The sequence below is a fragment of the Pseudomonas sp. LS1212 genome, from assembly GCF_024741815.1.
GTDB lineage: Bacteria > Pseudomonadota > Gammaproteobacteria > Pseudomonadales > Pseudomonadaceae > Aquipseudomonas.
Window position 1 is genome coordinate 3446980 of record NZ_CP102951.1, and the last position, 12829, is coordinate 3459808.

The 12829-nt window shown below is 57.1% G+C and carries 12 protein-coding genes and 2 pseudogenes; 10 read left to right on the forward strand and 4 right to left on the reverse strand.

The annotated features are described in order from the left end of the window. Nucleotides 1-2: 2 nt before the first annotated feature. Nucleotides 3-1778 (reverse strand): DUF1302 domain-containing protein, encoded by a 1776-nt coding sequence (locus tag NVV94_RS16090; RefSeq protein ID WP_258447722.1) that lies wholly within the window; start codon nt 1776-1778, stop codon nt 3-5. A 75-nt stretch (nt 1779-1853) separates the two neighbouring features. Between NVV94_RS16090 and NVV94_RS16095 the strand changes: the two are divergent. The 5 genes and pseudogenes from NVV94_RS16095 to NVV94_RS16115 all read left to right on the forward strand — a co-directional run. Continuing rightward, nucleotides 1854-2428: pseudogene (locus tag NVV94_RS16095) on the forward strand (TetR family transcriptional regulator). Next, a complete protein-coding gene (locus NVV94_RS16100; protein WP_258443375.1) occupies nt 2425-3072 on the forward strand; it encodes an SDR family NAD(P)-dependent oxidoreductase in 648 nt (215 codons plus the stop codon). Before NVV94_RS16095 ends, NVV94_RS16100 begins: the two are co-directional and overlap by 4 nt. 84 nt (nt 3073-3156) lie before the next feature. After that, on the forward strand, nt 3157-4743 hold the full coding sequence (locus NVV94_RS16105) for an arylsulfatase (protein ID WP_258443376.1): 1587 nt from the start codon (nt 3157-3159) through the stop codon (nt 4741-4743). 264 nt (nt 4744-5007) lie between these two features. Next, the gene (locus tag NVV94_RS16110; RefSeq protein ID WP_258443377.1) at nt 5008-5748 is read left to right on the forward strand and encodes a Mut7-C ubiquitin/RNAse domain-containing protein; all 741 of its coding nucleotides are present in this window, start codon (nt 5008-5010) and stop codon (nt 5746-5748) included. Between the two features lie 82 nt (nt 5749-5830). Then, nucleotides 5831-6277 (forward strand): annotated as a pseudogene (locus NVV94_RS16115) (IS5/IS1182 family transposase); the annotation flags it as partial. 56 nt (nt 6278-6333) lie between these two features. Here the strand turns inward: NVV94_RS16115 and istB are convergent. The 3 genes from istB to NVV94_RS26955 all read right to left on the reverse strand — a co-directional run bounded on the left by istB (nt 6334) and on the right by NVV94_RS26955 (nt 7640). Next, nucleotides 6334-6963: an IS21-like element helper ATPase IstB gene (gene istB, locus NVV94_RS16120; protein ID WP_258443378.1), complete on the reverse strand. Its 630-nt coding sequence runs from the start codon at nt 6961-6963 to the stop codon at nt 6334-6336. Continuing rightward, complete coding sequence (locus NVV94_RS16125) at nt 6948-7076, reverse strand: hypothetical protein (protein ID WP_258443379.1); 129 nt, start codon at nt 7074-7076, stop codon at nt 6948-6950. The genes istB and NVV94_RS16125 overlap by 16 nt, the downstream gene beginning before the upstream one ends. 372 nt (nt 7077-7448) lie before the next feature. Next, nucleotides 7449-7640 (reverse strand): Mu transposase domain-containing protein, encoded by a 192-nt coding sequence (locus NVV94_RS26955; protein WP_408733412.1) that lies wholly within the window; start codon nt 7638-7640, stop codon nt 7449-7451. Nucleotides 7641-7755: 115 nt separating this feature from the next. On the opposite strand from NVV94_RS26955, the gene NVV94_RS16130 reads away from it, so the two are divergent. The 5 genes from NVV94_RS16130 (at nt 7756) to NVV94_RS16150 (ending at nt 12827) form a co-directional block, all read left to right on the forward strand. Beyond that, a complete protein-coding gene (locus NVV94_RS16130; protein ID WP_258443380.1) occupies nt 7756-7926 on the forward strand; it encodes a hypothetical protein in 171 nt (56 codons plus the stop codon). Nucleotides 7927-8690: 764 nt separating this feature from the next. Next, nucleotides 8691-10736: a type VI secretion system tip protein VgrG gene (locus NVV94_RS16135; RefSeq protein WP_258443381.1), complete on the forward strand. Its 2046-nt coding sequence runs from the start codon at nt 8691-8693 to the stop codon at nt 10734-10736. A gap of 20 nt (nt 10737-10756) precedes the next feature. Continuing rightward, complete coding sequence (locus tag NVV94_RS16140; RefSeq protein WP_258443382.1) at nt 10757-11584, forward strand: DUF4123 domain-containing protein; 828 nt, start codon at nt 10757-10759, stop codon at nt 11582-11584. Continuing rightward, complete coding sequence (locus tag NVV94_RS16145) at nt 11581-11997, forward strand: DUF2388 domain-containing protein (protein WP_258443383.1); 417 nt, start codon at nt 11581-11583, stop codon at nt 11995-11997. Before NVV94_RS16140 ends, NVV94_RS16145 begins: the two co-directional genes overlap by 4 nt. Then, nucleotides 11994-12827: a hypothetical protein gene (locus NVV94_RS16150; protein WP_258443384.1), complete on the forward strand. Its 834-nt coding sequence runs from the start codon at nt 11994-11996 to the stop codon at nt 12825-12827. Before NVV94_RS16145 ends, NVV94_RS16150 begins: the two co-directional genes overlap by 4 nt. Nucleotides 12828-12829: the final 2 nt, after the last annotated feature.

Below are 12829 nucleotides of genomic sequence, written 5' to 3' on the forward strand. Positions count from 1 at the left end.
CATCAGAAATTCACGCCGAAACTGAGCGCAACGTAGTCGCGGTCGACGTTGGTGTTGAAATCGCCACCGAAGTAATTGGTGTAACTCAGGCTGGCGGTGTAAGTGTTCATATAGTCGGCATCCACACCGAGGCTGACCGCTTTGGAACCTTCATCGAAGTTCGGGCCATAACCTTCGACGTCATGGGACCAGGCGATGTTGGGCGACAGGTTGATGCCGGCGATCACGTTCTGGTAATCGAGCTTGCCGCGCAGTCGATAGCCCCAGCTGTTGCTGGTGTAAAAGCCATCGTCGTTGCACTCCTGCGCCGGGTTGCTGGCCGTCGGCGTGCCCACAGCGGCTCCGCGGCAGGTCGCCGCGCCCGCAGCGCCTGGTAGTTCGCCGGGACCGAAGGCCGGGCTGCGACCGAAGCGCAGGTCAGAGCCGTCAGCCTTGCCCAGGCCGTTGATGTGGTTGTAACCGACCTCACCGACCACGGTCAGACGGCTGGCGCCCAGCACCTGATCGAAAAACTGCGTCGCGGTCACCTGCGCCTGGGTGACTGGCATGCGCTTGTAGCCATTGACTTCGGCACCCAGTGTGCGGCCGGCGAAACCGGTGGTGATCAGCGGCGAGGTCGCGCCGAAGGTGGCTGCGGACAGCAGGTCGGCCGTGTTCAGTTGCAGCGGCATGTTCGGCCGGTAGCTGACTTCACCACCCAGTGAGACGCCCGAGACGTTGGTCTGGAAGCTCAGGCCATAGAGGCGAATGTCTTCCGGGTAGTCGATGAAATAACGAACGCTGCGCGCAGAGGTCACGCCGCCAGCTGCACTGGTCATCTGATTGATGCTCAGGTACGGGTTGCGACTGTGGTAATTCATCGCGTAGGCGCCGAATTCGGTGTCGTTCGCCTCCGGGACATACCAGCGCAGGGCCACGCCATACTGGCCGCTATCGCGGGCATCGTTGTCTTTCAGGCGCGCAATGAAAGCGTTGTCCGTACCCGCCGCGATGGCTGCCAAACCGCCGGTGTTGCGTGCCACTCCGGGTGGAAGATCAAGGCCGGCGACTACCAGTCGGTCGTTACAGCCTTGGGGTACGCCGTCGTTACCGAAGAACGTGCCGCAGTTGTCGACCACCGACTTGTCCCACTCCAGCTGATAAAAAGCTTCAGCGGTAATGTTGTCGGCCAGGCCCTGGGACACGTAGAGCAAGTTGACCGGGATCAGGCCTTCTTTCACTTCAGCGCCCGGACGACGCAACGCTGCGACGTCGATCGGGTTGATGCTGTTGATCGAGTTGCCGATGAAGGTGCTTTCGCCCCAGCTCACCACCTGCTTGCCGAGCCGCACGTTGCCGACCTGATCGCCGAGGGTGTAGTTGTGGTAGACGAAGCTGTCGAGGAACATCGCCCCGGATGACTTGGCCGCGCGATCACGCCCCGAGTCATCGATGTCGTAGAACGGACGGCTTTCGTCCATCAGCTCGAGGTCATACCAGTACTTGCCACGCACAAAGGCACCGCTGTCGCCGTACTTCAGCTCCAGGTCATGCACGCCCTTGAAGATCTTCGAGAAGGTTTCACCCTTCTTGAAGTTCAGGCGGTTGTCGTCGGTGGTCCGGGAGGCGGACTCACCACCCGCTACGCCCTGGGAGTTGAAGTTGGAAATGAACTGCTTGTCCGGATCAGCCGTCGACCAGCTGGCACCGACCGACAGCGATGAATCGAACGTCCCTTGAATCTCCCCGATATTGAAATCAACAGCGTGAGCTTGAGTGCTCGCGCAAGTGGCAACCATCACACCATGAACATGACTGAAATCAACATCCGCCTGGCTGCCATCAAACTGATTTCGCGTAACGGCTACGAGTCGATGAGCCTTCGCCAGCTCGCGGTGGAAGCAGGCATTAACGCCTCGACGCTGTACATCTACTACAAAGGCAAAAGCGAGCTGCTGCTGGAACTGATTCTGGAATACCTCCAGGGGCTGTCTCGTGAATGGACGCGCTGCCGTCCCAAAACCGCCACTGCCGATGTGAAGCTGCGTGCCTTCATTGCCTGCCACGTGCGTTATCACCTGGAACACCAGGACGAAGCCATGCTCGGCAATCTGGAGTTCAGAAGCCTCGATGAAGAGGAATTGGAGCAGGTCCGTCAGGCTCGACGTCTCTATTTGAAAGCCTGCAGGACATCCTCGAACAAGGCGTCAAGGAAGGCTCGCTTAGCTGCGCCGAACCGAAACTGATGGTGCGCACCCTGTTCAACATGCTCACCCACGCTTGCGTCTGGTATCAGGCCGATGGCAGTTGGGGTATCGATGACGTCATTCGGCATTACGCGGAACTGGTGCTGAAAATGCTGGGCGCCGCCCCCATCCCGTCGCCTCGGATGTCTGTCCCACGAACCGTGATAAACCGCCGCTGCGCGCCGATGGAGGTGCGTCCATGAGCGATCTCATGCAGCCGTTTTCCATGGCCGGCAAAACCGTATTGGTAGCCGATGCCGCCACACGCTTGGGTGCCCATTTCGCCCGACTGATCAGCCTCGCCGGTGCCCGTGTGGCCATTGGCGCGCAGCATCCTTCGCAGTTGGAGCAACTGGCGGCGGACCTGCGCTGGGAAGGTGGCGAAATCATGATCGTCGCGCTCGACAGCGCTCGGCGGCCAAGCATCGAGGCCGCGCTGGACACCGTGCAGGAGCGCTTCGGCAGCGTCGATGTGCTGATCAACAACAGTGCCGAACGCGAACACATTGCCCTGAACAACCACATTGTCCACTGCACCAGCCTGCACATGATCAAGGCCGAGCGCGGTGGCAGCATCGTCAATATTGATCCGCCACCGCGCCCTATCACTGAACCCAACCCTTGCCTGCGGCCCAACAGCAGCCTGGTCCGGATGACCAGAGCCATGGCCCAGTCGCTGACGCCCCACCGCATTCGCGTCAACGTCATCGCCCCGCGCGCCGGCAAGGGTTACGACGCCGGCCTGCAAGAACTCAATGGCCCGTTACTGCTGCTGGCCAGCGGCGCGGGTGCCAGCGTGACCGGTGCCGTGCTGCATGTCGATGGACTTGAACGCCACGCCACCTGATACGGGTGGCGTGTTTTCGCCGGTGCCCCTTGAACATGGCCGTTGCTCGCTGTTCGCGACGCCCGACAACAAGGAGCCAGTCAGATGACTCGCATAATCAAGTGGCTGCCGAAACTCGCCCTGGTGGCGACTACGGTCATGGCAATTTCGGCAACTGCCGGGGCTGCAGAAAAACCCAACATTCTGGTGATCTTCGGTGATGACATCGGCCAGACTAATATCAGCGCCTATTCCATGGGCGTGGTCGGCTACAAGACGCCCAACATCGACCGCATCGCCCATGAAGGCATGCTGTTCACCGACTACTACGCGGAAAACAGCTGCACCGCTGGACGCTCCTCCTTCATCACCGGTCAGTCGCCGCTGCGCACCGGCCTGACCAAAGTCGGCGTGCCAGGTGCGCCGATCGGCATTCAAAAACGTGACATCACCATCGCTCAGGCGCTCAAATCCCAGGGCTACGCCACTGGTCAATTCGGCAAGAACCACCTGGGTGACAAGGATGCATTCCTGCCGACCAACCACGGTTTCGACGAGTTCTTCGGCAACCTCTACCACCTCAACACCGAAGAAGAACCCGAACGCGCCTATTGGCCCAAGGATGACCCGGACTTCGTCAAATCCAGAACGCCGCGCGGCGTGATCCACAGCTACGCCGATGGCAAGATCGAAGACACTGGAGCCCTGACCGCCAAGCGCATGGAAACCATCGACGACGAAACCACCGCCGCCGCCCAGTCCTTTATCGAACGCCAGGCCAAAGCCGACAAACCGTTTTTCGTGTGGATGAACACCACGCGCATGCACCTGTTCACCCACGTGCGTGATTCGATGAAGGGCCAGAGCGGCATGCCCGGCAACGACTACGCCGACGGCATGCTTGAGCATGACGGTGACGTCGGCAAACTGCTGAAAACCCTCGATGAGCTGAAAATCGCCGACAACACCATCGTCGTCTACACCACCGACAACGGCCCGAACCAGTTCTCCTGGCCGGACGCGGCGACTACGCCATTCCGCAACGAGAAGAACTCCAACTGGGAAGGTGCCTACCGGGTGCCGGCCATCGTTCGTTGGCCGGGCAAGATCAAGGCCGGTGAAGTCTCAAACGAAATGTTCTCGGGCATGGACTGGTTCCCGACCCTGCTGGCTGCTGCAGGTGACACCGGCGTGAAAGACAAACTCCTGAAAGGCTGGTCACCGACTACCGGCGGCACCAACTTTAAGGTGCACCTGGACGGCTATAACCAACTACCGTACTTGACCGGGCAACAGCCAAAAGGCGAGCGTCGCGAGTTCTACTACTTTAACGACGACGGCGTGCTGGTTTCCATGCGTTATGACAATTGGAAAGTGGTCTTCGCCGAACAACGGGAACCGGGTGGTTTTGCGGTATGGAGCAGCCCGTTCGTACCCTTGCGAGTTCCCAAACTCTTCAACTTGCGGATGGACCCGTATGAGCGGGCAGACATCGTTTCTGACCAGTATTACGACTGGACCGTGAAGAATTCCTACTTGCTGGCAGCGGGGGTGGCCAAGGCGACGAGGTTCCTGCAGACCTTCATCGAATACCCGCCGAGCCAGAAGCCAGCCAGCTTCAGCATCGACCAGATCCGGGCTGCGGTAGACGCGAAAATCGAAGAGAAAAATAAAGCCCAATCCAAACCGTGACAGGTGCCCGCTGCCTGCTTTTCGGTGGGCGGCGGCTTTCGGCCGATTCTGTTGAAAAAGCCGGATTCCCAATATTACGACCTTGATGAACGCCCAGCCTGCTGGGTAGCAAATGACGCGGATAACAATTTCAAGCAGTACATCCAGCATCGAAGCGCCATGGCATAGTCAATTTCAACATGATTACAATCGTAGTTTGGGGCCTGCCGGAGAAGATTTCCGGACTAGACTCGCTCATCCTGCAGCCCTGCCATACTGTTCAGCATGACCAGTGCAACCTTCCGCTTCTACGAGGAGCTCAACGATTTCCTGCCGGCCGAACGGCGGCGGCAGTCCTTCACCTGCGAGTGCGCGCGAGGGGCGACGGTCAAGCACATGATCGAGGCGCTCGGGATACCGCACACCGAGGTCGAGCTGGTGCTGCTCAACGGCGAGTCGGTGGGCTTCGAGCGGGTGATCTTCGACAGTGACCGGCTGGCGGTGTATCCCAAGTTCGAAGCGCTGGACATCAGCCCGCTGCTCAAGGTTCGTGCGCAACCTTTACGGGTGCTGCGCTTCGTCGCTGATGCGCACCTTGGCGGGCTGGCCAGCCTGCTGCGCATGAGCGGCTTCGACACCCTTTACGACAATGGCTTCGAGGATGGCGAGATCGCCGAGATCGCTGCGCAGCAAGGACGCATCGTGCTAACCCGCGACCGCGAACTGCTCAAGCGGCGGATCATCAGCCACGGCTGTTACGTGCATGCCCTGAAACCGTCGCTGCAGCTGCGCGAATTGTACGAGCGCCTCGACCTGGCGCGTAGCGCGCGGCCATTCAGCCTGTGCCTTCATTGCAACCTGCCGCTGCACGAGATCAGCCCGGAACTGGCCCGGCCGCAGGTGCCGCCACGCATTGGCGCCCTCTATTCGCACTTCCTGCGCTGCGACGCCTGCCAACGGGTTTACTGGGAGGGTTCGCACTGGCGCGGCATGTGTGCACTGCTGGCACCTCTGCTGGACCGATAGCCGAGCGCATCGGGCCGGCTGCGTTGCCAGGGATAACTGGCTTTTGCATCAGGTAGATAACGGCCTGAAGCTGACGATCAGCCCGGACCACTCGACCTTTTCCAAGAACCGACGCGGCCGTTTTCGGGATAGCGATCTGTTTCGCTGGTTGTTCAATGAGGTGCTGCGTCGCTGCATGGATGCGGGTTTGGTCAAGGGCGAAGGGTTTGCCGTGGACGCCAGCATCATCAAAGCGGATGCGAGTCGGCAGCGCGGCGTACCGGGTGATGAACAAGTTAACTGGAGCGATCCGTCCCTGAGTACCCGCGCTGTACGTGAATACCTTGCGGCACTTGATGAAGAGGCTTTGGCCGAAACGCTACCGAAGCGTTTATCACTGACTGATCCTCAGGCCCGCTGGACAGCTGCTCCAGGCGGCCCAGCGTTCTTCGCTTACTCCACGAATTATCTGATCGATACCAAGAACGGCGTGATCATGGATGTGCAGCCAACACCTGCTCATCGCACGGCCGAGGTCGAGAGCACCAAATGCGAAATTGCATCTCACTTGACCACCCCACCGGTAGGCGGAGTGGTCGTCGCTCTTCAGTTTTTCCTGCTCTTGAGTTTGCGCATCGATTCGCCCTTGAGTGGAATCACATGCGACTTGTGAACGATCCGGTCCAACACTGCATCGGCAATCGTCGGATCCGTGAAAAGGTCGTACCATTTTTCTTTGGGGTACTGACTGGTGACCAGCAAGGAGCCATTGCGTGATTGCTGATCAATAACATCTAGCAGGAAGGGGCCGAGCTGGGAGTCAATGCCGCCGATTCCCAAGTCATCGATGATCAGGAGTTGAGCCTTGATCAATTGCCTGCGCAGTTTCGGAAGCGTGTGGTCCGCGTAGGACAGTGTTATGTCTTCGAAAAGCTGTGTTGCTGTAAGGTAATAGGTATTGAACCCTAGGCGACAGGCCTGATTACCAAAGGCGCAAGCCAACCAGGTTTTTCCGGTGCCAGTAGCACCTGTCAAAATGAGATTTTGTCGGCGACGTAACCATTCACGATCCGCCAAGGTCATGACCATGTTGCGATCTAGCCCTCGGCTTGCCTTGTACTCGATACTTTCCAAGGTGGCCTGCGTCTCTCTCAGTTTGGCGGTTTTCAGAAAGCGCTCAACCTTACGCGTTTCACGCTCGCTGGTTTCAGACTCCATCATCAGACCAAGACGCAAATCGAATGTCTGTTCTGAAGGTTTGGTTGGTTCAACTGCTGCTCATAAGCACTGGCCATGCCTTTCAGGCCCAGCTCAATCAGTTGCTGACTGGTATTCAACAGCGTCTTCATACAGGCTTCTCCTCTTGAGCGGCGTAGTACGTCGCTTCACGGATATTCGAATGTTCAATGGTGGGAGTCGTAATCATTGGCGGACGCCGAAGGTCAGAGCCAATACGCAAAATGGCTCGCAGACGCTCGGAGCTGACAATGCCGAGCGAGTTCGCATAAGCGCAGGCTGACTCCAGGCGTTCGTGAGGTATCTGCTCCTTCCGCACGTCACGTTTGAGCGCTGTCACGGCCCTCAGTCCTGTTGCAAAGTCTCGGCGGTCTTCCAAATTGCGTTGCACGTAGAGGTAAGTTGCAGGGCCAATGTCTGCCGCCCACTTCAGCAAGGCTGGCGGTTGAGAGTCCTGAAACTGATTGTGGTTGGGTGCCAAATGCTCACGCAAGGTACTGACCCCCCGGCGTGGAATCGATACGGTGACTGCTGATCACGCGTCGTTGGAACGTGACTTCCAGCCAATCGGTATTCACGCGCAGATCCACCAACTGGTTAGCATGGTGATAAGGCACCGAGTAGGATCGACCTTGAAACTCAACGTGGTAATCACCGCCAATACGAACCTGGTACACGGCGGCCGCTCGTCTCAATTTGCTGGTGTACCAGACCTCGCAGGGCAACAAGCGCTCCTTGAGCTGGTTTCAACGCGTCAAGTTTATGCAGCGGTTGCTGAAAGGTGATTTCGGGATGGATGTGCAGTTCGCCATGGCCCCACAGTTCGACCTCAACGATGAACTGGATATCCCAGAGGATGTGCTCAAGGATTACTGGCGCGCAGCACGACTACGAAAATGGGGTTGGGAGCAGATCATGAACGGCCGATGCGAAGCATTCCCACCGACCGAACTTCTCCTGTAAGGCAGATGCAGCGAGCCCTAACATGGAGTTGCGATTTGGTGGGTTATCATTAGTTGGTGTTTGAAAATCATCTCGGCCAGCACCGGAAATGGCACTGATGGATGTGACGACAACACTGGAAAGTACTCAGTATTGCCATGATCAAATGGCAGACGACAAAGCGATCATGAAGTAACAAAAACAACACATCATAAATTTACAACTAAGTTACATCCGCATGGCTTTGTATGTAGGAAATTTCTGAAAGTGTTGTCAGTTTTTCAGAATCATATAATTACAGTCACCAAGGTGCCTACAATCTGGCCACCTCGTGACCGGTTCGCTTTGCGCCAAGTTCCGGATTCATTGCTCTTGAGATGCGTAGGCCAGACACCCCGGGAGAGGCTTGACAGTAAAGCGCGAGTCATAGGGATGGAAAGGCTCAAGCAGCTTTCTGCCTAATAGCGGGCAGGAGCTGCCTGGGGTAGTTTGCTTGTTAGTTATTGAAATAATTTCGTGAGCTTCTTGGGCTTTTCACAATAACGCTTTACCTTGTACCCTAATGTTGAACTACCATTGCCCTAGCGTCAGCACTGCTCACTGCCGAAAAAATCTGAATAGTTATCGCCCGCTCATGCTATCCAGACTCGGCCAGCCTGTAGATGTAGAACTTCCAACTCTGACGACATGCATATCTGCGCTTTGGCTAGCTTTAGCGTTATTTGATACCACTCACTGACCGAGAAACTCCCGGCCTGTGACTTTCCGAACAAGAGGAACAGCGGATGTTCGCCCCTGCGAATCAATCACAGTTTGACCTGACCGTCTTTGGTCGTCAGCACGACTTCAAAGTGCTCTCATTCTCGGGTGAAGAGAGACTCAATACGCCTTATGTCATCACCGTCGAACTGGTCAGCGAACAGGCCAATCTGGATTTTCAATCGCTGTTGCACCAGCTGGCGTTTCTGAGTTTTACCCCAGAATCCACCTGGCTACCGGCCGAAGGGGTTCACGGGCAGATCTACTCGATTGGCCAACGCACATCCGTGGGCCGCTTGAGTCGTTACACCCTGGTGTTGGTGCCGCATCTGACCTACCTGACCCACAGCTACAATCAACGTATTTTCCAGAACAAGACGGTGCCGGACATCATCAGCCAGGTGCTGGATGGCCACAACATCGTCACGGGCGCGCATGCCTACTTCGAGTTGGATCTTCGCCTGTATCCGGCGCGCGAATACTGCGTGCAGTACGGTGAGTCGGATCTGCACTTTATCCAGCGCCTCTGCGAAGAGGAAGGTCTGCATTTTCATTTTCGCCACAGCCGAGACGGCCATACGCTGATCTTCGGCGATGACAATGCGGTGTTTCGTGCACTGGATCGGCCGACACCGTATGTCGATGGCCGGGGCATGGTCGCCGATGAGCCGGCGATTCAGGACTTTACCGTGCGCCTAGCCGTGCGTACCACGGAAGTGGCCCGCCGCGACTACAGTTTTGAAAAGCCCCATGTCACCCTGGGTTACGGCGCAAAACTGGACTACGGCCAGAAGACCCGCGTCTATCCCGACCTGGAGGATTACCAGTATCCCGGTGGTTTCGACAACGCCAAACGCGGTAATTTTCTGGCGGATCGTAGTCTTGAGCGCCACCGAAGCGATTATCAGTTGGCCGAGGGCCGGAGCAACCAACCGACCCTGCGCGGCGGTCACTGTTTTGAACTCAGCGAGCATTCACGCGCTGACTGGAACGACCGTTGGTTGCTGCTCTGCGTTGAACACGAAGGTAAACAGCCCCAGGCGCTGGAAGAACTGATCGGCAGCCAGCCCAAGTCCGCCGATGGCTTCGAACAAGGTTATCGCAACCACTTCACCGCGATCCCCGGGAAGACACCGTATCGCCCGCCGCAGGAACACGCCAAGCACCAGATCCTGGGTAGCCAGACCGCCAAGGTCACTGGTCCAGACGGTGAGGAAATCTATTGCGATGCGCATGGCCGGATCAAGGTCCAGTTTCACTGGGATCGTGCGGATAAAAACAACGACAAGAGCAGTTGCTGGCTACGCGTCGCTTCCGGCTGGGCCGGTCAACGTTACGGTGCGGTCACTATTCCGCGGGTCGGCACGGAAGTGCTGGTCACCTTCCAGGAAGGTGACCCTGATCGGCCGTTGGTGACCGGTTGCCTGCACCATGTGGAAAAGCCGGTGCCGTATGCGCTGCCTGAGCACAAAACCCGCAGTGTGTTCCGTAGTAACAGCACACCGCATACCCCCGGTACCAGCGCCTTCACCGAACTGTCGATCGAAGACCGTGCCGGCCAAGAGAAGATCTTTATCCAGGCCGAACGGGATCTGGAACAACAGATCAAACACGACTACCACCTCACCATCGGTAACGAGCGTCAGGTCACGGTCAAAGGCAACAGCGGCACCCTCGTCGAGGGCCGCGATAGCCTGACGGTGAGCGACAGCCTGCACTTCAGGGTAGGAGAGGAGCTAGTGGCCCAGGCCGGGCAACAAATCCATTTGAAAGCCGGCGCCGATCTGATCCTCGATGCGGATGTCAGCATTACCCTTAAGGCAGGCGGTCATCACATCGTCATTGGGCCAGCCGGCATCTTCAGCAGCACTGAAATCCAATTGGGTGGAGCCCCCGTGAGTCCACTGTCACCTGGCGCGCTAGCCACGTCGGAGATGTCCCCCGTTTCTCCTCCTGTTGTGGGTGCCAGCCAACGTTCGATCATGGCCATTACCAAGCAGCACGCTGCTGAATTTTGTCCTTTATGTGAGGCCTGTCGAGAAGGTGTTTGCATGCCCGAGGAAACAGTATGAGTACCGTACCTGGCCAATGGATGAACGAACAAGTCCGTCTCGGTCATACCCTGTACTTGATTCTGGATTCCGAGGGTGAACTCGATACACGCCGTGCGTTATTGGGGGCGCACCAACGGCCAAACCACCTCGGTGTATATAGCGAAACGCCGGTCGCTGATCTTGTCGATGCAGGCCCTTTCATCATCCAAATCGACAATCCCCCAGCCCCCCTACTTAATACATTACTCTGCGCGCCAGAGCGTAACTGGGGCTGGCTGGCTAGTGCCAAGGACGATGAAATAACGGTACTGGCCAAGCACTGGCGAGAACGCCTGATCATTGGCCAGCGGCCTCAACAAGCGCTGTATCGGTTCCACGACAACCGAGTCTTGGCTCGGGCGCTGGGGAGTCTGCCTGTCGAGACACTCCCCGAATACCTGGGTCCTATCGTCAGTCTGTGTTACTGGCAGGGCGAACAATGGGCAACGGTTGAGAATCCCGTGCCCGGTGAATACCCGGTACCCACCGACCCCAAGTGGCTGCACACGCCTTCCTCGGCCACCCATTCGATGGCCATCTTGCGCGAAAACCTCAGCCGTTATCTGTTTGCCGAACAGGGTGAGGCGTTCGCACAACTGGCTCTGAATCAGGATCCGCACCGCTGGCTCGACGAACAACTTTCGCAAGCGCAACAGTGGGAATGGCTGGCGCCTGAGCAGGTGCAGTTTTTCATTCTCCAGCAGCTGAAAGAAGCCCGGACACCCGTCATAAAAAGCTGGCTACCACGTCCAGGCGAGGCGCCACATGTTCATTTCGAGCGCCTGTTTAATGAAGTGCGTTTTTGGTCAGGAGAGCACTCTGCATGATGCAGATAGCGGGAAGTCTATTTTTGCGCCTGCCCTTTTTATTTACTCATCAGCCTTCAAAAATTTACTGGAAACAAATTATGAGTACCAAATTCAAGGTTCAATTTCTGATCTTTTTGCTCAGCTTAGTTCCTCTGCATAAAGCGTTTGCGGAGGAAGGTACGATTTGGCCCGTGGTTGTTTTTTTCGGTCTCACCTACACCACTTTCTCGCCTTTCATCAGCACGCTAGATAATAGCTACGACAACATCTCAAAGGCGTCTCTTAAAGAGGATGCAGCGACATTCGTTGCTTCGGACGGTGCGATACGTGGGCCGTTTCTGGAGTCAGCTTTGCAAGCCGCACGACGAGAGCAGCACGTTGTTCGTTACGACGACATGAGTTTAACCCAAGCGATTCTGGCCTCAAAATGAATCAGCTAATAGTCCGAAGAACTTTTCGCACGACACACATACGACGGTTTTTCCCCAGCTTCGTTCGTGCCCTGCTCGTTGCTGGGAGTGCGCTGGCGGCCACAGGCTGTTCTATCGCCCAGACACAGAGTTTCACCCTTCAAACAGAGCTGCCTGCCAACTTCAGTGTCAATGGTGATGCCTATTACGTGCCGGCCACAGGGGAGACTTGCACGACGCCGCCTCGCGACGGGCCAGATGTACCAGGTCGTAAGTTTTTCACCAGCGAACAGCAAGGCGTTCCCCACACGGCAGAATTCAAGGTGCCACTGACCGATAGGGCTGGGGGCTGTCCGTTGCGCAGTTTGAAGCTGGATATCAAAGGGAAATGGGGAGTGAGGCGGCTGGATTTGGGCATGGACTCCGCCAGCCTGTCTTTTCGCGACGAGCTTCCCACTGGACGTTCAGCCTTTCCGGACTCGGGTATACAAGTCTTCCAAGGGCAGTGTCAGTGGCTGTTCCGCACGGTGGGTTCAAAACGCTACATCCGGAAAATCCTGACATGCCAGGCCGCCGATGAACGCGGTCAAGTGCTAAAAGGCCGTCCTGGTGGAGTACTGCAACGCAATCAGTTGGCGGGCAAGACGGTGAAGATGGTGCTCTTGGTGGCCAAAGAGGAGCTGCCAGCTGTTGGTGATAACTGGATTCAATTTCCGACTGGCTGGAAGCGGTGCATGGGGAAGAGCCTCGACGACGTATATGCGTTTTGCCGTGGAAACACTACCGACTTCAAGCCTTTTAAAATGCCCGACGGGCGTGACTGCACTGTCTACCCCAACTGCACCGAATAAGG

Coding starts and splice junctions, on each gene's coding strand:
- NVV94_RS16090 (WP_258447722.1), bottom strand. CDS start 1,778: ATGGTTGCCACTTGCGCGAGCACTCAAGCTCACGCTGTTGATTTCAAT.
- NVV94_RS16100 (WP_258443375.1), top strand. CDS start 2,425: ATGAGCGATCTCATGCAGCCGTTTTCCATGGCCGGCAAAACCGTATTG.
- NVV94_RS16105 (WP_258443376.1), top strand. CDS start 3,157: ATGACTCGCATAATCAAGTGGCTGCCGAAACTCGCCCTGGTGGCGACT.
- NVV94_RS16110 (WP_258443377.1), top strand. CDS start 5,008: ATGACCAGTGCAACCTTCCGCTTCTACGAGGAGCTCAACGATTTCCTG.
- NVV94_RS16125 (WP_258443379.1), bottom strand. CDS start 7,076: ATGAAGACGCTGTTGAATACCAGTCAGCAACTGATTGAGCTGGGCCTG.
- NVV94_RS16130 (WP_258443380.1), top strand. CDS start 7,756: ATGGATGTGCAGTTCGCCATGGCCCCACAGTTCGACCTCAACGATGAA.
- NVV94_RS16135 (WP_258443381.1), top strand. CDS start 8,691: ATGTTCGCCCCTGCGAATCAATCACAGTTTGACCTGACCGTCTTTGGT.
- NVV94_RS16140 (WP_258443382.1), top strand. CDS start 10,757: ATGAACGAACAAGTCCGTCTCGGTCATACCCTGTACTTGATTCTGGAT.
- NVV94_RS16145 (WP_258443383.1), top strand. CDS start 11,581: ATGATGCAGATAGCGGGAAGTCTATTTTTGCGCCTGCCCTTTTTATTT.
- NVV94_RS16150 (WP_258443384.1), top strand. CDS start 11,994: ATGAATCAGCTAATAGTCCGAAGAACTTTTCGCACGACACACATACGA.